18 protein-coding genes are annotated in these 20,053 nt (G+C 50.6%); all 18 read left to right on the forward strand.

Annotated elements, in window-relative coordinates:
• Nucleotides 1–718: 718 nt before the first annotated feature.
• The 18 genes from C5S61_RS18540 (at nt 719) to C5S61_RS27590 (ending at nt 19,986) form a co-directional block, all read left to right on the forward strand.
• Nucleotides 719–1,702: an ABC transporter ATP-binding protein gene (locus C5S61_RS18540; protein ID WP_110517337.1), complete on the forward strand. Its 984-nt coding sequence runs from the start codon at nt 719–721 to the stop codon at nt 1,700–1,702.
• Nucleotides 1,699–2,505, forward strand: coding sequence for an ABC transporter permease (locus C5S61_RS18545; RefSeq protein ID WP_110517339.1), 807 nt, complete (start codon nt 1,699–1,701; stop codon nt 2,503–2,505). The genes C5S61_RS18540 and C5S61_RS18545 overlap by 4 nt, the downstream gene beginning before the upstream one ends.
• Before the next feature lies 1 nt (nt 2,506).
• Nucleotides 2,507–3,292 carry an ABC transporter permease gene (locus C5S61_RS18550; protein ID WP_164689623.1) on the forward strand — a complete coding sequence of 262 codons (786 nt, stop codon included), beginning with the start codon at nt 2,507–2,509 and terminating at the stop codon, nt 3,290–3,292.
• A gap of 207 nt (nt 3,293–3,499) precedes the next feature.
• A complete protein-coding gene (locus C5S61_RS18555; RefSeq protein ID WP_110517343.1) occupies nt 3,500–6,694 on the forward strand; it encodes a M14 family zinc carboxypeptidase in 3,195 nt (1,064 codons plus the stop codon).
• 624 nt (nt 6,695–7,318) lie between these two features.
• On the forward strand, nt 7,319–8,479 hold the full coding sequence (locus C5S61_RS18560; protein ID WP_110517345.1) for an ROK family transcriptional regulator: 1,161 nt from the start codon (nt 7,319–7,321) through the stop codon (nt 8,477–8,479).
• Between the two features lie 61 nt (nt 8,480–8,540).
• Nucleotides 8,541–9,551 carry an ROK family protein gene (locus tag C5S61_RS18565; protein WP_110517347.1) on the forward strand — a complete coding sequence of 337 codons (1,011 nt, stop codon included), beginning with the start codon at nt 8,541–8,543 and terminating at the stop codon, nt 9,549–9,551.
• Nucleotides 9,552–9,690: 139 nt separating this feature from the next.
• Entirely contained in the window at nt 9,691–11,178 is a 1,488-nt protein-coding gene (locus C5S61_RS18570; RefSeq protein ID WP_110517349.1) for an ABC transporter substrate-binding protein, read from the forward strand.
• A 482-nt stretch (nt 11,179–11,660) separates the two neighbouring features.
• Nucleotides 11,661–12,758: a carbohydrate ABC transporter permease gene (locus C5S61_RS18575; protein WP_110517351.1), complete on the forward strand. Its 1,098-nt coding sequence runs from the start codon at nt 11,661–11,663 to the stop codon at nt 12,756–12,758.
• A gap of 2 nt (nt 12,759–12,760) precedes the next feature.
• Nucleotides 12,761–13,606: a carbohydrate ABC transporter permease gene (locus C5S61_RS18580; protein WP_110517353.1), complete on the forward strand. Its 846-nt coding sequence runs from the start codon at nt 12,761–12,763 to the stop codon at nt 13,604–13,606.
• Nucleotides 13,607–13,610: 4 nt separating this feature from the next.
• Entirely contained in the window at nt 13,611–15,410 is a 1,800-nt protein-coding gene (locus C5S61_RS18585; protein WP_110517355.1) for a beta-N-acetylhexosaminidase, read from the forward strand.
• The gene (locus C5S61_RS18590; RefSeq protein ID WP_110517357.1) at nt 15,403–15,864 is read left to right on the forward strand and encodes a GNAT family N-acetyltransferase; all 462 of its coding nucleotides are present in this window, start codon (nt 15,403–15,405) and stop codon (nt 15,862–15,864) included. The genes C5S61_RS18585 and C5S61_RS18590 overlap by 8 nt, the downstream gene beginning before the upstream one ends.
• Nucleotides 15,861–16,997: an N-acetylglucosamine-6-phosphate deacetylase gene (nagA, locus tag C5S61_RS18595; protein ID WP_110517359.1), complete on the forward strand. Its 1,137-nt coding sequence runs from the start codon at nt 15,861–15,863 to the stop codon at nt 16,995–16,997. The genes C5S61_RS18590 and nagA overlap by 4 nt, the downstream gene beginning before the upstream one ends.
• Complete coding sequence (locus C5S61_RS18600) at nt 16,991–18,037, forward strand: SIS domain-containing protein (RefSeq protein WP_110517361.1); 1,047 nt, start codon at nt 16,991–16,993, stop codon at nt 18,035–18,037. The genes nagA and C5S61_RS18600 overlap by 7 nt, the downstream gene beginning before the upstream one ends.
• A 152-nt stretch (nt 18,038–18,189) precedes the next feature.
• On the forward strand, nt 18,190–18,411 hold the full coding sequence (locus tag C5S61_RS18605; protein WP_110517363.1) for a hypothetical protein: 222 nt from the start codon (nt 18,190–18,192) through the stop codon (nt 18,409–18,411).
• Between the two features lie 208 nt (nt 18,412–18,619).
• Complete coding sequence (locus C5S61_RS18610; RefSeq protein WP_110517365.1) at nt 18,620–18,862, forward strand: PIN domain-containing protein; 243 nt, start codon at nt 18,620–18,622, stop codon at nt 18,860–18,862.
• A gap of 66 nt (nt 18,863–18,928) precedes the next feature.
• Entirely contained in the window at nt 18,929–19,090 is a 162-nt protein-coding gene (locus C5S61_RS18615) for a hypothetical protein (protein ID WP_205701429.1), read from the forward strand.
• A gap of 162 nt (nt 19,091–19,252) precedes the next feature.
• On the forward strand, nt 19,253–19,591 hold the full coding sequence (locus C5S61_RS18620; RefSeq protein ID WP_110517368.1) for a hypothetical protein: 339 nt from the start codon (nt 19,253–19,255) through the stop codon (nt 19,589–19,591).
• 161 nt (nt 19,592–19,752) lie between these two features.
• Nucleotides 19,753–19,986, forward strand: coding sequence for a type II toxin-antitoxin system VapC family toxin (locus tag C5S61_RS27590; protein ID WP_164689624.1), 234 nt, complete (start codon nt 19,753–19,755; stop codon nt 19,984–19,986).
• The last annotated feature ends 67 nt before the right edge of the window (nt 19,987–20,053 follow it).

Consider the following 20,053-nt stretch of genomic DNA (forward strand, 5'->3'; position numbering starts at 1 on the left):
GTGCGCTGGTGGCATGCGGTGACGCTTGATACCAATCATCAACGAGGACAGAGAGGATGGTCATCACATCAGACAATGGTATACTGGACATCGACGGAACTCCTTCTGATGGTGGGTAAGCACTTCCATCGTGGGACTTCCGTCGTTTTTTGTCAAGGAATACGTTCGTGATAACTCACATCAGACGTAAGGCAAAATCAAAAATCAAAATAGAACAAAGAGCAAAGAACATAGGAGTAGGGATCAGGAGTCGGGGGTCGGGGATCAGGCTTTGGACTGGCGAAAATTCAATCCTAAAAATCTGTGCCAATCTGTGGCCAAAAAATACGCATTCGTGCAATTCGTGGAATTCGTGGCTAAAAAAATTAACCTTTGTATTTTTTGTGTTCTTCGCGGTTTCGTGCTCTTCGTGTCCTTTGGGGATCAATTTTTTAGCGCAGAGGCGCAGAGGAACATGGCTTTTGGCTTTGGGCTATAGGGAACATAATCTAATCAATCTGTGGAATCTGTGGCTAAAAAATAAGCATTTGTGCAATTCGTGGCTTAAATTATTTTAGTACTTCTTTTAATTGACATAAAATTTCGTTAATCCCATGTGTCTGGATGCTCCTTTTTCATCCCTCATAATTCATCCTTCATCCTTCTTAAGACCTTTTTGGTCTATAGGTATCTCTGCTAAAATAGGCCATCTCTTTTCTTGTAGCGAGGATGAACTGCCTTGAGCCAAACGATTAAGGTTGATACATTGATCAAAACGTTTCAGGTACCTGAACGTGAGGCGGGCTTGAAAGCGGCAGTTGGCAGCTTGTTCAAGCGCAAATATCGCGAAGTTGAAGCGGTCAAAAAGATTAGTTTTGGCATCGACGCTGGCGAGATTGTTGGCTTTCTCGGGCCAAATGGCGCTGGCAAAACCACGACGCTCAAAATGCTGGCTGGCTTGCTGTTTCCCACCAGCGGCCAGATCGATGTGCTGGGCTACGAGCCACAGCGCCGCGAAAAAGAGTTGCTACGCCAAATTACAATTGTTATGGGGCAGCGTAATCAGTTGATGTGGGATATTCCAGCGCTTGATTCATTTGAACTGCAACGCGCCATCTACCAAATTCCCGAGGGCGAGTTTCGGCGTATGCGCGATGAGTTGATCGATTTGCTAAGTATGGGCGATTTGGTCAAAAAGCCAGTGCGCAACTTGTCGTTGGGCGAACGGATGAAGGCCGAATTTATCTCGGCGTTGCTGCATCGCCCCAAAGTGCTGTTTTTGGATGAGCCGACGATTGGCTTGGATGTGACGGCGCAGCGTTTGATTCGCGAGTTTGTGGCTGCTTACAATCAGCGTTATCAAGCGAGCGTGATGCTAACCAGCCACTATATGGCCGATGTGCAGGCGTTGTGTAAACGGGTGATTGTGATTCACCACGGCCAATTGCTCTACGATGGCGGCTTGGCTGGCTTAGTCGAGAAATTTGCCGCCTACAAAACCATCGGTGTAACCTTGAATGACCCCGACCTCGATTTGAGCGAGTATGGCGAGATTATTAGCAACAGCAAGGGCCAAGTTAATTTGCGGGTTCCCAAAAACGCAACGGCCCAAATTACCACTCGTTTGTTGAATGAAGTTGCGATTAGCGATCTGACGATCGAAGATCCCGCGATTGATTCGATTATTGAGCAGGTGTTTCAACAGGAGGCGCAGGTTGTATGAAGCAGCACCTTGATTTATATCTGACCTTGCTCAAAACATCGATTATCAGCCAATTTCAATATCGGGTCGCACATCTGTTTTGGCTGTTGGCAATGATGGTTGAGCCAGTTGTCTATTTGGTGGTTTGGGGCACGATTGCCACCTCGCAAGGCGGTAGCGTGGCGGGTTATACCGCTGGCACTTTTGCCGCTTACTACATTACCTGGACGTTGGTGCGCCAGATGAATATTGCGCTCACGCCGTATGCTTTTGAAAATCGGATTCGCAAGGGTCGGCTTTCCAACGAACTGATGCGACCAATCCACCCGATCCATTTTGATATGAGCTATTTTATGAGCCTCAAAGTGGTGACGATTGTGCTGTGGTTGCCAATCGCTGGGCTATTGTGGTGGGTTTTTCAGCCAATTTTTACTTTTACAGCGTGGTGGCAAATTCCGGCCTTTATTTTGGCCTTATTAGGTGGCTTTGTCACGCGCTTTTTGTGTTTGTGGGCGCTTGGCTTGGTAACATTTTGGGTCACCAAGGTTAGTGCGGTGTTCGAGCTGTATTTTACGATCGAATTATTGCTTTCTGGGCGCTTAGTGCCGCTGGCGATTATGCCTGCTTGGGTGCGCGATATTTCGCAATGGCTGCCTTTTCAATGGACGTTTGGTTTTCCAATTGATGTGGCAGTTGGCACGTTAACTGGGCCGCAAGTAGCGTGGGGCTTGGCCATGCAAGCAGTTTGGATGTTGATTGCAGGTGGGATTTTGGCCTTAGTTTGGCCGCATGCAGTGCGGCGCTACTCGGCAGTGGGAGCGTAACATGGTCTATGTACGATTGTTCTGGATCTTTCTGCGGGTTAGCGTAATTAGCGAATTTCAATATCGCGTTAATTTTTTTGTGCAGCTGTTTCAATCGGCGCTGGCCTTGGGCACGGGCTTGGTTGCCATGAGCTTGGTATTTAGCTATACCCAAAATCTCGCTGGTTGGACGCAGCCAGAACTGTTGGCCGTGATGGGGGTGCACATTATTGTTGGCGGGCTGATCAAAACCATCATTCAGCCAAATATGAACCGATTGATTGAAGATATTCAAGAAGGTACCTTGGATTTTGCCCTCACCAAGCCTGCCGATGCGCAAGCAATTATCAGTGTGCGCGAATTTCGGATTTGGCAATTGATTGATTTGGTGCTTGGCAGCGTGGTTTTGGGCTATGCAATTAGCCAATTAAGCACCAGCTTGGGCTGGCTGAGTGCGCTTGCGTTTGCGGCGGCAGTGCTGCTTGGCGGGCTGATGATTTATAGCGTTTGGTTGATGCTGAGCGTTGGTGCATTTTGGATTATTCGCGCCGACAACTTTTTGGAAATTTTTGATAGCTTGTATCAGGCAGGTCGTTGGCCAGTGAGCATCTACCCTGGCTGGCTGAAACATACCTTGACCTTTGTGCTGCCGATTGCCTTTGCAGTGACGTTGCCTGCTGAAACCTTGGCGCGCCAGTTGAACGGCCAGAATTTGCTCTTTGCCGTAGGCTTGACGATTTTGTTGTTGGTCGTTTCGCGCTTGTTTTGGCGCTTTGGCTTGCGCCATTACACTGGTGCTTCGGCCTAAAACGTATTTGATGATCGCAACCGAACCGTATCAAACGATACGGTTTTTTCATTTAATCGCATATCGTCAAGGCTGCATTACGAATACTTAATAATGATAAAATAGAACCTCAATGAAGAGCAGGTATTCCCCAAAAACTTCCCTAGCGTAACAATCGAAGGAGATTCTGGCACGGCGCTAGGCTCGCACTGTGTGGAGGTCGTTTGTATGGACCGTCTGAGGCATCGTTGGTCGTTAATTGGAACCATTCTGGCACTGATTGGGGTTTGGAGTAGTTTGGTGGTGGTTTCGCTGCCAAAACGCACCGAAGCCCAGCCAGTTGTCGAAGAACAACGGGTTGTGGCACGGATTCAGGCCAAAGATCGAACTGAATCATTGGCCCTGAGCGCACGTGGCCTTGATTTGTTGGAAATGCGCGATAAGCACGATTTGTTTGCGCTGATTACGCCAAGTGAATTGGCCAAATTGCAGCAAGAGGGCTTTACGGCACAAATTGATCAAGAACAAACCGATTTGCTGCAAAAGCCTTCCATTTTGCCAGTCCAAGGTGGATTCCGCACGGTTGAAGAAGGCTATGCCTTGCTTGATCAATGGCATGCAACCTATCCCAACCTGACTGGTTTGTTTACCTATGGTGCTTCGTGGGATAAAGTGACCGCTGGTGGGCCAGCAGGCTACGATTTGCGTGGGATTACCATCACCAACTCGTTGATTCCTGGGCCAAAACCAACCTTCTTCTTGATGTCGGCGATTCACGCGCGCGAAATGTCGACCGCTGAATTGACCTTGCGCTATACCGAGTATTTGCTCTCGCGCTATCAAACCGACCCTGATGTGCATTGGTTGCTTGATGAACACACGATTGTGATTGTGCCCTTCGTCAACCCCGATGGCCGCAAAATTGCCGAGCAAGGCTCGTCGTTTACCCAACGCAAAAACCGCAATACGGTTGATACTCCAACGTGTAGTGGCGTGAATGTTGGGATTGACCTTAACCGTAACTCATCGTTCCATTGGGGCGAAGTCGATAGCCCTGGTGGCAATCGCTGTGGTCAAACCTGGCCTGGTGTTTCAGCAGCTTCGGAGCCAGAAGTTGCTACTTTGCAACAATGGATTCGCGGCGTATTTGCTGATCGTCGTGGCCCAGCAGATACCGATCCTGCGCCAGCTGACACGTCGGGGGTCTATATTTCGGTGCACTCGTATAGCGATTTGGTGTTGTGGCCATACGGTCACTCAGCCCAGCTTGCGCCAAACGATGCAGATTTGCGCGGCTTGGGCAAGAAATTTGCCAGCTACAATGGCTATACGCCGCAAAAATCCGACGAGCTTTACCCAACCAGCGGTACAACCGATGATTGGGCTTATGGCGAATTGGGGATTGCATCGTACACCTTTGAAGTTGGACCAGAATCAGGCTCGTGCAGTGGTTTCTTCCCTGACTTCACCTGTTTGGATGGCCAGTCCCAAGGCAACTTCTGGGGTCGCAACTTGCCAGCGTTCTTGTATGCTGCAAAATCAGCCCGAGCGCCCTATTTGTTGCAACGTGGCCCTGATGCCTTGAATGTCACCACCCAATCGGCGAGCAATGGCTACAAATTGTTGGCAACGATCAACGATGTCAACAATGGCAACCAAGCGATTGCTGCTGCTGAAGCCTATGTTGATACCCCGCCATGGCGGGCTGGGGCAACCGCGATTGGCCTGAACGCTACCGATGGAAGTTTCAATAGTGTTCAAGAAGCAGTGAATGCGACGATTCCGCAAACGTTGAGCAATGGCCGCCACTTGGTCTATTTCCGTGGCCGCGATGCTGCTGGCAACTGGGGGCCGGTTAGCGCTCAATGGCTCGATGTTGCGCCCCAAGGCTTAACCGGGGTTGTGCGCGCGAGCGATAACAACCAGCCAATTGCCAATGCTACAATCGTAGCAACGACTGGCACGTTTACCAGCACCACCACTAGCGCCAGCGATGGCAGCTATCGTTTGGAATTGCCAGTTGGCAACTATAGCGTCAAAGTGAGTGGCACGGGCTTAACCCCTGCTAACTACAGCTTGACAATTAGCAGCAACAGCTTTACCAATCAAGATCTCGTGCTTGCTCAATTGGCAGTGCTGACAACCACGCCAAATGCCTTGAATTTCAATGTGAGCGATGGCAGCCAAGAGCGTACCTTGGTGATTGGCAATGCTGGCGGAACCAGCTTTAGCGCCAATGTAACCCTTGCGCCAATGGGCTACGAAGTTAAGAGCAGCGACGATGTTGGCGGCCCCAGCTACAACTGGAACGACATCAGCAGCACTGGTAGTCGGATTACGTTGGGCGATGATGCCTGTTCAGTCGTCAACTTGCCACGCAGTTTCATGTACTATGGCATACCCTATACCAAGTTGATTGTGAATAGCAACGGCTTTATCAGCCCAACCAATGCCGCAACCTGTAGTGCCTCGGGCACGTCGACCAACGGCGTGGTACCTGGCACTGCAACACCAAATAATGTGATTGCTGCCTTGTGGGACGACCTTGATCCCAGCGATTTGACCAGCGGCGTGGATGGCGTGTTCAGCTACTTTGATAGCGCTAACGATCGATTTATTGTTGAATTTAGTGGTGTGCCGCACTGGGCCACTGGCGGCAGCTTTAGCCCCGAAGATTTCCAATTTGTACTTGATCTGACGAATGGCGATATTACTTTGCAATATCAAACAGTTGAGACCCAAAACAGCGTCAGTGTTGGCATCGAAGATAGCACCGGGGCTTCTGGCTTCCAATGGGTCTACAACAGCACTGGCCGTTTGCATAGTAATTTGGCTATTCAGTTTGTTGCCTACGCTGGCAGTGCATCATGGCTGAGCTGGACTCCAGCCGCAGTTGATGTGGCAGCTCGTGGCTCGGCAAATATTCAAGTAACCGCCAACAGCAATGGAATTGCCAATGGAACCTACCGTGCTCGTTTGCGGGTAAACGCTGGAGCCAATACGGTCAATGGCGATCAAACAGTTCCAGTTGTGTTTACCATTGGTAGCTCAACCGTGCATGATGTGGCTGTGCAAGCTCCTCAAACTGCTCAGAGTGGGGTTGCTGGCTCGACGCTGACCTATACAGTTAATGTTACCAACACTGGTACCATCAGCGATAGCTTCAACCTGAGCTTGAGTGGCAATAACTGGCCAACCAACTTGAGCCAAACCAGCGTAAGCTTGGCCGCAGGTGCAAGCACGAGCGTCCAAGTTGTGGTGACGATTCCTGCCAATGCGGTTGCTACCACGACCGATAGCGTAACCGTGACCGCAACCTCAAGCGCTGATAGCAGTGTAAGCAACAGCATAAGCTTAGTTTCAACCGCAACCAGTGCGCCGATCAGCCAATATAAGGTCTTTATGCCCTATGTTGTGAAATAGTAACTGAGGATTATTGGTTATTGGGGATCGGTAACCTATGCGTTATCGATCCCTTTTTTGATCCACGAAGAGTACGAAGGGCACGAAGGACGAAACCGCGAAGAACGCGAAGGACGTTTTAGCCACGAATTGCACGAATTGCACGAATGCGTATTCCTTAGCCACAGATTGAACAGATTATGTTTGATGCGGCTTTTGCCTTCTGATTTCATCCTTCGTTTCCTCTGCGTCGCTGCGTTAAATCTGATCCACGAAGGACACGAAGGACACGAAGGACATGAAACCGCGAAGAACGCGAAGAACACGAAGGGAAATTGACTATTGGCACAGGCTGACCAACCGATCCCCAGCCCCCGACCCCTGATCCCTACTCCTATGTTCTTTGTTCTATTCTGACTTTTGCCTTCTGACTTTCTGCCTGACCCCTACTTATCATTTATCGGATAAAATAGAATCGCATTCAGAAATAGTCGCATGTTGGCTTATAAGGAAGCGCTGCCACTCTGCCAAAATCAGACTATTCTTAATGCCCAAGGTTCAGCCTTTTGCGCCACGCAAAGCTGCGCTTGACAAATTGATCCGCTTGTGGGATACTCTCACTTAGTAAATTCATTGGAATAAGTTATGCAGGGACTGCCCAAGAAAGCCAGTCGGGAGCAAAGCAAGCTTCACAACTACCGACTTGTCTTCAAAGCCATCTACGATGGTGGCGCGATTAGTCGGGTGGATGTGGCCCGCTTAACCAACCTCACGCCAACCACAGTTTCGAGTAATGTCGCGATTTTGCTTGACGAAGGCTTGGTGCAAGAAGTCGGGCTAGCACCCTCTGGTGGTGGAAAGCCAGCAACATTGCTGAGCGTATTGGATGATGGTCGCCACTTGATTGGTTTGGATGTTGCGGGACACGAACTGCGAGGCACGATCATCAACTTACGCGGGGCAATTCGCCAACGCCAAACCTTGGCGCTGAATGGGGGCAATGTTCTTGAACAATTGTATCAACTGATTGATCAATTGCTTGCGAACACCCACAACCCAGTGCTGGGCATCGGCATCGGCGCACCAGGAGTGATTAACACCACTGCTGGGGTTGTCCAACAAGCGGTTAACCTTGGTTGGCATAATCTCGCACTGCGCGATTTGCTAGGCAAGCGCTATGGGCTACCAGTCTATTTGGCCAACGATAGTCATGTGACGGCGATTGCTGAACATACGTTTGGCAGCCAGCGCAACGCACCCAATCTGGTGGTGATCAACATTGGGCTTGGCATCGGCGCAGGCATTTTTATCAATGGTCGGATTGTTGGTGGCGACGCTTGGGGAGCTGGTGAGATCGGTCACGTGGTTGTTCAACCAAATGGAATTCTCTGCCGCTGCGGCCATTACGGCTGCCTCGAAACCGTAGCGAGCACCAGTGCTTTGCTGACGAAACTCGATGCAAGCTTGCCGCAAGCAGAACCATGGACAATTGCCGCGATTCAAACAGCTTTGGCCAACAACGAGCCGACTGTGCGGGCGATTATTGACGAAGCAGCGCACTACCTTGGCATCGCCATTGCTAATGTGGTCGGCCTACTCAACGCTCAATTCGTCATTCTTGCTGGGTCGCTGGCTCAACTTGGCAATGATTTACTCCAACCGTTACGCCGTTCGCTAGCCCACCATGCGTTGCAAACCTTGGTTGCAGCCACCGATGTGCAAGTCAGCACTCTCGGCAGCGATATCGTAACCCTAGGCGCAGCAGCGCTGTTACTAGCCAACGAGCTAGGCATTGTTCGGGATTAAAGTTCCAGCAAACCACCCCCCGACGAGCTTAGCCACTTAGTTCCTTGTATAGGGGGTTTGCGTGGATCAACGACAGCGCCGGAACGCCAATGGCTGGCGGTTAGGAGTCGATGTAGGGGGCACAAAAATTGCGACCCTGCTCGTCGACGACGATAATCGGGTTTGGGCCAGCGTCCAACGCCCCACCGATACCCGAACCCCAGACCATGCCCTCCAGTCTCTTGCAGATACGATTTGGGAAACCCTGAAACAAGCTGATCTGCCGATTCGGCTGCTTGCCGGGATCGGGATTGGCATTCCAGGCCAAGTCGATACGCAGAGCGGGATTGTGCGGCATGCCGTCAATCTTGGCTGGCAATCTGTTGATCTGCGTGGCTTCATCAACGCCACCTTTGGCACGGCTTGCGTGATTGAAAACGACGTTCGGGCCGCAGCGCTTGGCATTCAACGCTATTGGCTGGCAGGTTCGATCGATTCGATGTTATATGTTAGTATAGGCACAGGCATAGCCGCTGGCATGATTCTTGATGGAGCTGTCTACCGTGGTAGTCACGGGATGGCGGGCGAAATCGGCCATGCACGCTTTGGTTCATCAACAATTCGCTGTCGCTGTGGCAATTACGGCTGTCTTGAAGCTGTTGTTGCAGGCCCAGCAATTGCCAACTATGCGCAATCTCTGCTCTCAACATTCCCGCATAGCCAACTCCATCAGCTTGATTCCGTCACCACGCCAGCAGTGTATGCTGCTGCTGAGGCTGGCGATGAATTAGCTGTGTCAGTTGCCCACATGGTTGGCGACCAACTGGCCCAAGCGCTCTATACTATGGTGCTTGCCTACGATTGTGATCATATTGTGCTGGGGGGCGGTGTTAGCCGCGCAGGCTCAGCCTTCTTCAGCCCAATCGAACAAGCACTCGATGGCTTACGTCAGCAAAGTTCGCTAGCAGCATCGTTGCTTCCTGCAGGGCGGGTCAAGCTCTTAGATCGTGATTTTGCTGCTGGTGCATGGGGCGGAATCGCCTTGCTCGATAGCCAATCGTTGGCGCGGGTCGCGCAGGCGCAATTGGCTTAAGCTCCGCCACGAGATGAACCCAAAATCTCATGGCAAAACCATACCAGGCCCACATCGTTAGGTTGGATTTGGGGAAACGCCACGGGGTATGAAGTCACGCATACCTCATCATTTCCCGCATTAGTGAGGAACAGTCTAGATGAAACATCGCAGTTTCCTGTTGTTACTGCTGATCAGCATGCTGATCGCCGCATGTGGTGGTAGCACAACGCCTACGACCGCACCAACCACCGCAGCAACCACTGCTCCTGCAGCAACGGCCACAACCGAAACCGCCGCTGCAACTGAAGTTCCAGCAGCAACCGAAGTTGTCGCAACCGAAGCAATCACCGGAACCGAAGCCCCAGCCGCAACCAAAACTACAGATAGCACCGGCAGCGTCCCAGCAGTCAACCCTAACTATGCCGAATTAGTTCGCGCCGAAGCTGGCGAATTCAAAGGCACCAAAGTCAGCATTTTCGGCTTGTGGGTTGAAGCAGAAGACGCAGCCTTCAATCAAACCTTGGCTGCCTTCGAAGCCCGCACCGGCATCGATGTTCAATACGAAGGCTCGAAAGATTTCGAAACCTTGATTCCTGTGCGCGCTGAAGGCGGTAACGCCCCTGACATCGCTGGTTTCTCACAACCAGGCTTGATGGCAACCTTGGCTCGCAAGAACAAGTTGGTCGACATCTCAAGCTTCATCAAACCAGAAGATTTGCAAAAAGATTACATCCAATCATGGATCGATCTTGGCTCAGTTGATAACACCCTCTATGGTGTGTTCTTCCGCGCTAGCACCAAGAGCATCGTCTGGTATCCAGTTCCAGCCTTCGAAGAAGCTGGTTACACCATTCCAGAAACCTGGGATGAAATGACCGCTTTGAGCGACAAGATGGTTGCTGATGGCAACACTCCATGGTGTATCGGCTTGGAACACGGCAACGTGACCGGCTGGGTCGCTACCGACTGGATGGAAGACATCATGTTGCGTACCGCTAGCCCTGAAACCTACGACAAGTGGGTCAGCCATGAAATCCCATTCAACGACCCAAGCGTCAAAAACGCCGCTGAAGTTATGGGCAAAATCTGGTTCAACGACACCTACGTTGCTGGTGGCCGTGAAGGTATCTTGACCACCGCTGTGGCCGATACCCAAACCCCAATGTTCAACGCCGACAAACCAGGCTGCTGGTTGCACCGCCAAGCTGGCTGGATTCCATCATTCTTCCCAGAAGGCAAGAAAGCTGGTACCGACAGCAACTTCTTCTACTTGCCACCAATTGATCCAGCATTAGGCAAGCCTGTGTTGGGTGGCGGCGACGTGTTCGCAATGTTCAACGATCGCCCAGAAGTTCGCGCTGTGTTGCAATACTTGGCTAGCCCAGAATCAGCCAAAGGCTGGGTCGAAGCTGGTGGCTTTATCTCACCAAACCAAAGCGTTGACTTGGCTTGGTATGGTAACGACATCGACCGCCGCCAAGCTGAAATCATCAAGGAAGCTACCGTATTCCGCTTCGATGCTTCCGACTTGATGCCAGCTGAAGTTGGCGTTGGTACCTTCTGGAAAGGTATGGTCGATTACGTGAACAACACCGACATCGATACCGTCTTGACAACCATCGATGAAAGCTGGCCAAAAAACTAGTCAGCCTCCCTCGATGACGATGCCCTGCATCGAAACGCCGCGAGAGGTAGGTAGCCTATGCCTACCTCTCGTTGTATAGTATGGGGGTTGGGGATCGGTTGTTGGGGGTCGGGGAGAACATAGAAAAGGATGAGGGATGAAAGCAAAAGGCAGAAGTCAAAAATCAAGATAAGAACATAGAGCAGAGAAAAGGATGAGGGATGAATTATGAGGGATGAAATTAAATCATTCGTGTAATCTGTGTAATCTGTGGCTAAAAATAATCATTCTTGTAATTCGTGCAATTCGTGCAATTCGTGGCTAAAAAATAATCATTCGTGCAATTCGTGGCTCAAAACTCATAGCCAAAAGCCGATAGCCCATAGCCAAACACAACATAGCACAGAGAACAGCGGAATCGCTCAATTCATTTGTTCTCTGGACTCTGTTCTCGGTATTCAGGCAGTGCTACTTGGCACTGTTCCTCAGCAAGGAGTTGTGGCATGTCATCACAACCACAAACTAGCACTGGGCCACGCTCGCGCAACACCAGCGAGATTGTGCGCTTGTTGCTTGTCCCTCTCGCATTAATTATTTCAATCTTGGTCGGGCGTTGGAGCCTTGGCGTTATGAAAGACGCTGATGCCCCACGGTTTTTGGTGGTTGGGGTGGCCTTGCTCGTCGGGGTCTTTGGCATTTGGATTGCCTACTGGCTCTGTAACGAGCTGCTCAATCTGATTCCTTCTGAAACGCTGCGCGAGAGGATTCGCCCAGTGATTTTTGTTGGTCCAGCTTTGGCCTTGCTGATTATTTACTTGGTCTATCCAACCGTGATGACGGCCTACTATAGCGTGCTCGATAAAAATAGCGAGACCTTTGTTGGGCTGGAAAATTTTAAGTTTGCCTTTACCAATCGCACTATCCAAATTGCGCTGCGCAATAATCTGTACTGGATTGTTGGTGTAACTTCATTTAGCGTGGTTGGTGGCCTCGTTATGGCCGTGCTGTTCGATAAAGTGCGCTATGAAGCCGTCGCCAAATCGATGATCTTCTTGCCAATGATTATCTCGTTTGTAGGCGCTGGTGTGATTTGGCGCTTTATGTATGCCAGCAACCCCCCAGGCGTTGGCTTGTTGAATGCCTTTATCGGCAATTTCGACTTCAAACCAGTTGCTTGGTTAATCAATAAGAGCGTTAATAATATTGCCTTGATCGTGATTATGATTTGGCTGCAAACTGGCTTTTGTCTGGTAATTCTCTCAGCAGCGCTGAAGGCAATTCCCGCCGATATTATCGATGCTGCCCGCGTCGACGGCGCAGGCGAGCTTGACATCTTCTGGCGAATTATCATTCCTTCGCTCAAAACTACGATTTTGACCGTGGTCACGACGGTGGTAATTGCAGTATTGAAGGTGTTTGACATTGTGTTTGTGATGACCAACGGCAACTATGAAACCGAGGTTATCGCCAACCGCATGTTTACCGAGTTCTTCCGAAATCAAAACTATGGCCTCAGTAGCGCCTTGACCATGATTTTGGTGATCGCCGTGCTGCCAGTGATGATTATTAACGTGCGGAATGCCCGCCGTCAGCGAGGGTAATCATGCGTATCCAACGTCTTCTCTCACGTTCATTCGTTCACTTTGCAGTTATTGCAATTGCCTTCCTCTGGACGTTGCCAACCGTCGGTGTATTGGTTAGCTCGTTCCGCCCAGAAAACGATGTGAAAAACTCAGGCTGGTGGAATGCACTCAAACATCCATTTGAGGAATCAGTTTGGACTTTCAAGAACTACGCTGATGTGATTAATGCCAATGGCCTTGGCGAAGCCTTTGTCAACACCTTGGTCGTAACAATTCCGGCCACAATTTTGCCAATTACTGTCGCTGCCTTTGCAGCCTACGCCTTTGCATGGATGAAATTTCCAGGCCGTGATTGGCTCTTTGCGATGGTCATCGGCTTGATGGTTGTGCCATTGCAAGTGGCCTTGATCCCAATTTTGCGCTTGTATACCCAAACCGGCATCGCCGGCACCTTCCTTGGCTTATGGCTAGCACACACTGGTTTTGGCTTGCCACTAGCAATTTATCTGCTCTACAACTACATTTCGCAACTGCCAGGTGACCTGATTGAATCGGCCAAAATCGATGGTGCTTCCGATTTCACCGTTTTTATGCGGATTGTGCTGCCACTTTCGACCCCAGCAATTGCTTCGTTTGCAATTTTTCAATTCCTCTGGATTTGGAACGACCTGCTGGTTTCGTTGGTGTTCTTGGGCACGAATAAAGTTCTGACCGTCAAACTCTCCGAATTAACCGGCTCGCTCGGCAATAAATGGCACTTGTTAACTGCTGGCGCGTTTGTTTCGATGATCGTGCCGTTGGCAGTGTTCTTTGCACTCCAACGCTATTTCGTGCGTGGTTTGCTAGCCGGATCAGTCAAGGGATAAACAAATGCAATTATTACCAAAACCAAAAAGCCTTCAGCTCGCTGAGGGAAGCTATGCTTTACCCAAAATTTGGCAAATTAGCCTGCCAACCGAGCTTGATCAACGCGTTTCAGCCAGTTTGGCCAAGCTTGGCGAGCATCAAGTCGTTGCACAAAACGCCAATTTGACCCTGACGTTCGATCCAACGATTGCTCACGCCGATGGTTATCGCTTGCAAATTGCTGCCGCTGGTGTGCAGATCGCTGCCCAAACTGCTGCTGGCTTGTTCTACGGTTTGCACACGCTACGCCAAATTCAACAGCAATCAGGTCAGCAATTGCCTTATTTGCTGATCGACGATGCCCCCGATTTTGCGGTGCGTGGTTTTATGCTCGATATTAGCCGCGATAAAGTGCCAACCATTGCCACGCTCTACGGCTTGATCGACGAATTGGCCAGCTGGAAAATCAACCAGATTCAGCTGTATATCGAACATACCTTTGCCTACAAAAATCACCCCACAGTTTGGGCTGATGCTTCGCCATTGACTGCTGAGGAAGTGCGCGCGCTCGACGATTTTTGTCTCGAACGCTTTATCGAATTAGTGCCCAACCAAAACTGCTTTGGCCATATGCGGCGCTGGCTGACCAAGCCCGAATATCGCGATTTGGCCGAGTGTCCCGATGGCTGCGACACTGGCGACCCAGATTGGGGCTATTTCGAAGAACCATTCACCTTGGCCCCCGAACACCCAGGCAGCATTGCATTGGTGCGCAGCATGCTCGACGAACTGCTCCCAAATTTCCGTACCCGCACGCTCAACGTTGGCTGCGACGAAACCGTCGAATTGGGCTTGGGTGCAAGTGCAGCAGCGGTTGCTGAACGCGGCAAAGGTCGGGTTTATCTTGAATTTTTGCAAAAGCTTTATCACGAAGCCCATTCCCGTGGCTATATCATGCAATTCTGGAGCGATATTATTTTGCACTACCCAGAGTTGGTTGGCGAATTGCCGCGCGATGCAGAAGTGCTGATTTGGGGCTACGAAGCCGATCATCCGTTTGAAACACAATCGGCCACAATTGCCAAAGCAGGCCTGCCATTCTACGTTTGCCCAGGTACCTCAAGCTGGAATACGGTTGCGGGTCGCACCACCAATGCCTTGGAAAATATCGCTAGCGCCGCCAAACACGGCTTGCACTATGGAGCCAAAGGCTTTTTGATGACCGATTGGGGCGATAATGGCCACTGGCAACCGCTGGTAACCAGCTATCTTGGCTTGGCAATCGGCGCTGCTCGCGCTTGGAATGCCTTGGCTGAACTCGACGTTGTGGCTTTGCTCGATAGCGTGGTTTTTGCCGATAGCAACAAGGTTCTGGGCAATTTGGTCTATCAATTGGGCGATGTCTATCGTGCTGTGCCGCCGTTATTGCACAACACCTCATCGTTGTTCCGCATTTTGCAAGCCAACCCTGAAGCAATTGCTAACTTGAAGCTTGATCGTGAAGATTTGCATAACGCTGATGAGATTTTGTTGCAATTGCGTAACGACTTGCCAAACACCAAACCACAACGTGCTGATGGCGAATTGTGCCAAGTCGAGTTGGCGTGGGCAATTGATTTGCTGCGTCATGCAGTGCAGCGTGGCTTGTGGGTGCTCGATCAACAGCCAAGCGAGCAGGCAAGCAGCCTACAAACCGAAATCGATGGCTTGATCGAGCGCTTCCAAGAAGTTTGGCTGAGCCGCAATCGGCCAGGCGGCTTACAAGATAGCTTGAAGCACTTCGCCACCTTGCGCAGTAGCTATGGCGAGGTTCAGTATGCCTGATCTGTTGGTCAAACTCTACGAACTACCAGCGATTCCCAGTATTGCGGGCGTGACGATTCGGCGCGCCCTCGCTCCTGAGCGCCATGTTGTGCTCGATTGGGTAGAGCGTTTTTTCTACCCAGCCTGGCGCAGCGAATGTGCCGTGGCCTTTAGCCAAACACCAATTAGCTGCATTATTGCGGTCGAAGAGCAAAAGCTCTTGGGCTTTGCCTGCTACGACACTACAACCCGCAATTTCTTTGGCCCAACCGGCGTTGACCCCGATTGCCGTGGGCGCGGGGTTGGCACAGCCTTGTTGGTTGCGGCCTTGGATGCTATGAAACAGCTTGGTTATGGCTATGCGATTGTTGGCGATGCTGGCCCAGTTGAATTTTATCAGCGCACAGTTGGCGCAATCGTCATCCCCGATTCAACCCCCGGCGTGTATCGCGGGATGTTGCAAGGTGATGCATGAGCAGCCTACGTTTTGAAAACGCCACGATCTACACGCCTGAACAGAGTGCTATGCGCAGTTTGGCGATAGCCAATGGGCATATTGCCGAGGCCGCGCCAGCAGCGCCATGCTACGATCTGACTGATCTGATTGTCGCGCCAGGCTTGATCGATTTGCAGCTGAATGGCGCGTTTGGCCACGATTTTACCAGCGATCCCCAGACGATTGCTGCGGTTGCTGCCAAGTTGGTTCAATATGGCGTGACGGCATTTTTGCCAACGATCATCACCTCGCCGCTGAGCCAAGTTGCCTTGGCGCAACAGGTGGTGCAGCAGGGCAATGTTGCTGGTTCGCGGGTCTTGGGCTTGCACCTCGAAGGGCCATTTCTCGATCCGGCCAAGCGAGGCGCGCATAATCCTAATCATTTGCAAAACCCCAATTTGGCAGCAATTGAAAGCTGGTCGCTGGCCAATGGCGTGCGTTTGGTGACCTTGGCTCCAGAACTTGATGCAGCTGCTGAAGTTATTCAAGCTTTGGTTGAGCGTGGCGTGGTAGTAAGCGCTGGCCACTCAGAAGCCACATTCGAAGCAGCCGAGGCCAGTTTCAATCAAGGTATTCGCGCCGTAACGCATTTATTCAATGCTATGCCAGCCTTGCACCATCGCGAGCCAGGTTTGGCCGGAGCCGCCTTGAGCGACCAACGAATCACGATTGGCTTAATTCCTGATGGGGTGCATGTCCATGCTGGTTTAGTGCGCCATGTTTGGCATAGCGCCAGCCAACGGATTGCAATTGTCAGCGATGCGCAGGCCGCACTTGGCATGCCCGATGGCGAATATCTGCTTGGCGACACAACTTTGACCGTCGCCAATGGCGAGGCACGCCGCAGCGATGGCCGTTTGGCGGGCAGCGTTTTGGCGCTGGATCAAGCGTTGCGCAACATTCATGCTTGGACAAATAGCCCGCTAGAGCAGATTTTGCCAGCTTTTACGACGATTCCGGCCAATTTGTTGGGTTTGGCTCACTATGGCCGGATTGCGATCGATAACCCTGCTGATTTGGTGATTTTCGATCAGCAGTATCAGGTTGTTGCCACGATTGTTGGCGGCAACATCGTCTATGGTTCTACAACCTTGGAGCAACGTCAATGCTAACCCAAAGCCATCTTTATCGCGAAATTTACGAGCAACCCCAATCGCTGGCACGGCTGCTCGAGGCCGAAAAAGCCACGGTTGCCAGTTTGGCGGCGGCCATTCGCGAACGCAATATCAGCCAAATTGTGATTGCTGCGCGGGGCACAAGCGATAATGCTGCCCGCTATGCCCAATATTTGCTTGGCTCAATCAACGGGATCTTAGTTACCTTGGCAACCCCAAGCCTGTTTTCAATTTATCAACGCCCGCCAGTGTTGGGCAATGTATGTGTGCTGGGCATTAGCCAAAGCGGCAAAAGCCCCGACATTGTGGCAGTGCTCACCGAAGCCCGCAAACAGGGCGCATTAACTGCCGCAATCACCAATAAAACCGATTCGCCCTTGGCCCAAGCAGGCGATTTCGTGATCGATTTGCATGCTGGCGAGGAATTGGCGGTTGCTGCAACCAAGAGCTACAGCGCTCAATTGGTTGCGATTGCGATGCTGAGCACTGCTTTGGCTGATGATGCCAGTATGAATGCGACGCTAGATCGTTTGCCGCGCTTTGTTGGCGATACCCTGAGCAATTTGCCAGATATGGCGAACGTGGTGCAGCGTTATCGTTATATGCAACAATGTGTGGTGATTGGCCGAGGCTACAATTATTCAACTGCGTTTGAATTGGCGCTCAAGCTCAAAGAGTTGACTTATACGATTGTGCAGCCCTACAGCAGCGCCGACTTCTTGCATGGCCCAGTGGCTGTGCTCGAACAAGGTTTTCCGGTGATTGTGATTGCGCCAAGCGGCCCGATGTTGCCCGAAATGCAAAGCTTTATCCAAACGATTCGCGAGCGTGGCGCAGAAATTCTGGCAATTAGTGACGATCACGATACCTTGCGCTTGAGTCGCACGCCCTTGCGCACGCCAACTGGCCTGCCGGAATGGATCTCGCCGATTATCAACATCGTGCCTGGCCAGTTGTTGGCCTTACATCTGGCTCATACTCGCGATTTCGATGTTGATCAGCCGCGTGGGTTGCGCAAAGTTACCGAAACTCGCTAACTATTCAACCACTGAACTTTATCAAGCCTTGCCGTTGGGCAGGGCTTTTGGTTTTTAGCCAAAAATGATAAATGTATGCTACAGTAGGATGGAATTTCTGGTTAAGCCTATGATTTATTGATAGTTTGGCGATCAAATTTAAGGATATTCCCATGAAAATAATCACTATCCAAGCCTATATTGAGCATGGTCAGCTCACAACCCCGATTCCTATTGAGCATGATGGGATTTATACGATTACAGTTGAGGGTCCAACTGATGCTCCCAAAATGCCAACTAGATCTATTTTGGATGGTTTGATTCCTTTGCCTCTGATTGATGGAATGAGCCAACGGTTTGGGCGTGATGAATTATACGATGAGTATGGTCGCTAAGATGTCGACGAGTGTTTTCTTTGATACCAATATCCTGATCTATGCGTCGCAACCAGCATCGCCATGGCATCAACTGGCCTAAACCATTATTCGCCGCTACGAATCCGACGAATGGCTGTGTTGTATCAACAATCAAGTTATTCGTGAATACTATGCGCTCTTTACTCGTGCTGATGCGAATGGAATCCTGCCTGATCGCCATGCAATTTTGGCAAATATACGCCATTTTGAGCAACGTTGGACGGTATTGAGTGATACTGCTGCGGTGCGAACAGCCTTGTTTAGCCTTGCTGATAGCATTCCCATTGGTGGGAGGCAAATTCACGATGCGAATCTTGTCGCCACAATGATCGCCTATGGGATTCCTGTGCTATGTACCAACAATCCGCAACATTTTCAACGCTTTGCCTCATGGATTACGATCCAGCCGCTTGAGCCAATAAACACCTAAAACTCTACGATTCGCGAGCGTGGCGCAGAAATTCTGGCGATTAGTGACGATCACGATACCTTGCGCTTGAGTCGCACGCCTTTGCGCACACCAACCGGCTTGCCCGAATGGATCTCGCCAATTATCAATATTGTGACTGGCCAATTGTTGGCCTTACATCTGGCTCACACCCGCGATTTCGATGTTGATCAGCCGCGTGGGTTGCGCAAAGTTACCGAAACCCGCTAACTGTTCAATCCCTGAACTTTATCAAGCCTTGCCGTTTGGCAGGGCTTTTGGGTTTTTAGCCAAATAGAAATTCACAAACGCTGGTTCTAATTAATGAGCTTGCCGCCAAAACTAGGCAATGCTAGACTACAGATATCTATCAATATTTCTTGGAGGTATGGGATGCCCACAATTACCGTGCCTGAAGCACTAGCACTGCGCTTACAACAACACGCATTAGCTCAGCACCAATCAGTAGAAACCTTGGCTATTAGTTTATTGACGAGTGCCTTAGATACTGCTATCGATCCTCAGCTACTGACTGTCGTCCAACGAATTCAATCAAGTCCACCTAATCCTATCCAAATTCGTCCTGCATTGGGATCACTTGCGGCACAATTGCACGATGATCAAGGATCGGACAGTACGATTGGTCGGGAATGGGATGTTGCGTGGCAAGAAGCTGAAGCTATGATTCACAATATGAATATTGATGCTAGTACAGATGAGGAATTGCGTTAGGATGGCAATTTACCTCTTAGATACGAATCATGCTTCGCCTTTAATTACGCCCAGTCATACGTTGCGCCATCGGGTAATAACGGAGATAGCAGCTGGAGCAACCTTTGCAATTTGTGTTCCGATGGTGACTGAGCTTATTTTTGGCATTGGTTTGCTACCTCGTGCGGTGGCGAATCGAACAGATCCAACCCTTATTTCCCTGCTATTTGCCTGATGAGACTGATGCACTCCATGCCGCAGAGCTGCAAATTGCCTTACGTCGTCAAGGTCGTCAACTGGCCACCGTAGATGCCTTGATAGCGGCTCTCGCGTTACGCTATGGCTTAGTATTGCTAACCACAGATAAGGACTTCGACGCAGTTCCAGAACTGCGAATTGAAAACTGGCTACGCTGATAATTTAGTAATGATTTGTGCAATTCGTGGCTAAAAACTCCGCAGGAACAACCAAAGCTTGGAGCAT

It is taken from the genome of Herpetosiphon llansteffanensis, assembly GCF_003205875.1.
Taxonomy (GTDB): domain Bacteria; phylum Chloroflexota; class Chloroflexia; order Chloroflexales; family Herpetosiphonaceae; genus Herpetosiphon; species Herpetosiphon llansteffanensis.

Excerpts from the sequence above, each read along its gene's own strand:
- C5S61_RS18545 (WP_110517339.1), top strand. The coding sequence starts at position 1,699 with ATGAAGCAGCACCTTGATTTATATCTGACCTTGCTCAAAACATCGATT.
- C5S61_RS18550 (WP_164689623.1), top strand. The coding sequence starts at position 2,507 with ATGGTCTATGTACGATTGTTCTGGATCTTTCTGCGGGTTAGCGTAATT.
- C5S61_RS18555 (WP_110517343.1), top strand. The coding sequence starts at position 3,500 with ATGGACCGTCTGAGGCATCGTTGGTCGTTAATTGGAACCATTCTGGCA.
- C5S61_RS18560 (WP_110517345.1), top strand. The coding sequence starts at position 7,319 with ATGCAGGGACTGCCCAAGAAAGCCAGTCGGGAGCAAAGCAAGCTTCAC.
- C5S61_RS18570 (WP_110517349.1), top strand. The coding sequence starts at position 9,691 with ATGAAACATCGCAGTTTCCTGTTGTTACTGCTGATCAGCATGCTGATC.
- C5S61_RS18575 (WP_110517351.1), top strand. The coding sequence starts at position 11,661 with ATGTCATCACAACCACAAACTAGCACTGGGCCACGCTCGCGCAACACC.
- C5S61_RS18580 (WP_110517353.1), top strand. The coding sequence starts at position 12,761 with ATGCGTATCCAACGTCTTCTCTCACGTTCATTCGTTCACTTTGCAGTT.
- C5S61_RS18585 (WP_110517355.1), top strand. The coding sequence starts at position 13,611 with ATGCAATTATTACCAAAACCAAAAAGCCTTCAGCTCGCTGAGGGAAGC.
- C5S61_RS18590 (WP_110517357.1), top strand. The coding sequence starts at position 15,403 with ATGCCTGATCTGTTGGTCAAACTCTACGAACTACCAGCGATTCCCAGT.
- nagA (WP_110517359.1), top strand. The coding sequence starts at position 15,861 with ATGAGCAGCCTACGTTTTGAAAACGCCACGATCTACACGCCTGAACAG.
- C5S61_RS18600 (WP_110517361.1), top strand. The coding sequence starts at position 16,991 with ATGCTAACCCAAAGCCATCTTTATCGCGAAATTTACGAGCAACCCCAA.
- C5S61_RS18605 (WP_110517363.1), top strand. The coding sequence starts at position 18,190 with ATGAAAATAATCACTATCCAAGCCTATATTGAGCATGGTCAGCTCACA.
- C5S61_RS18620 (WP_110517368.1), top strand. The coding sequence starts at position 19,253 with ATGCCCACAATTACCGTGCCTGAAGCACTAGCACTGCGCTTACAACAA.